Here is a 1457-nt window from a genome sequence, read left to right as displayed (position 1 = left end):
TATTGTTGTTATCCATCCACGACCTTCCTTAGTGATGTTGCGAAAAATCCGGTTGTTTCTATAGCTGTGGCGAGGGGATTCATCCCCGTTGGGTTGCGAAGCGACCCCCCAGGAATTTTTCCAACCTACGTAAACACAGGTTTTGCGACTGCTGCGCAGTCGAGCGGGGATAAATCCCCTCGCCACAGGGGCTCAAACACATGCAATCAGAACTGCCAGTTCAGGCTCAGGCCAACGCCATGCAGCTTTTCGCGGCTGGCCAGTTGGCCGTTGTAATCGAGGTTGACCCGCACGTCCTTGCTCAATGCCAGACTGGCCTGCACGCCGACCAGTGCGGCATCACGTACCAGCGCCGAGCTCTCCACTGAGTACGGCGTGCCGCCGCTGGCAAAGCGCAAATGCTGCTCCGATTCAATATCGCTGAGGCTGTGCTGCCAGCCGAGACGCGCGCTGACGTCCAACGCTTGCTGGCTGGAAAGGTCGAAGGTTTTGCTCGCCCGTACGCCCAAGGTGCTCAACACCGCATCGCGCTGATCGCCAGCGCTTTTCAGCGCAGCGGCATCGCCCTTTTCGGTAAAGCCTTCGGTGTCGAGATGCAGGTAGGTCAGGTTGGCGAACGGTTCCAGCGCCAGAGGTTGCAACTGCAAGCGATATGCCGCTTCGCCGAAGACCTGGGTGGTGGTCGCATCAAGCTTGGCTTTCTGCTTGGCGCTGACGTCGTCGTATTGCAGATCGCGCTTTACATCGCCGCGATGCCAGCTGTACGCCGCACCGCTGCTCAAGCGCCAGGCGCCGATGTCGTGCCCGACGTAAGCGCCGAGGTGATAGCTGTCGACTTTTGCCGAGGAATGCGTGCCCGAGCCCATGCTCAAGGAGCTGTCGCTATAACCGGTGACCAGACCGATGCGGGTCTGCTCGTCCAGCGCGCCGTCGACACCGGCGAGCAGACCGCCGATCGAAGTGTTGTAGCCGGCCGTGTCGTGATTGGAATCGGTGCTGCCCCAAGCGCCGAGGGCTTTGATCCAGCCGTTGCTGCGGGTCGCCGATTCATCGTGCAGCCGCTCGCCGAGCGCATCACGCAACTGGCGGCTGTCGTTGATCAGCATCGTCCCCAGTGCCGGATAAATCTCGCCGCTCAGTTGCTGGAAGGCTTGCTGCGCCGAGGCTTGAGTCGGTGCACGAAGCACACTTTCGTAAACCGAATTGCCAGCGCCCAGCCCTTCGACTGCCGCCGCCACCGAACGCTGGTTCGGCGTTTGCCCGACGCTGACGAAGCTGGTGGCATTGCGCTGGATATTCAGCTGGATGCCGCTTGCGGCGTAGTCGAGGGCGCCGCCGATGAACAGGTAGTTCGGCACCACCGCAGCGAACTGCCCCTGCACGCCGCCGGCCGCTTGCAGGATGTTGTACTGGCGGCCGAGCAGGCTTTGCGCTTCGGCGCTGCTGAGCAAGGTCGG

At 61.6% G+C, this 1457-nt stretch carries 1 protein-coding gene; it reads right to left on the bottom strand.

Annotated features, from left to right (window positions below):
- Positions 1–206 precede the first annotated feature (206 nt).
- Positions 207–1457 (bottom strand): autotransporter domain-containing protein (locus D6877_RS24925; protein WP_130912425.1); only part of this gene is annotated, 1251 nt, incomplete at its 5' end.

This window comes from Pseudomonas sp. Sample_9, assembly GCF_004307535.1.
Taxonomy (GTDB): Bacteria; Pseudomonadota; Gammaproteobacteria; order Pseudomonadales; family Pseudomonadaceae; genus Aquipseudomonas; species Aquipseudomonas mercuritolerans.
This window is presented reverse-complemented; position numbering and strand designations above follow the sequence as displayed.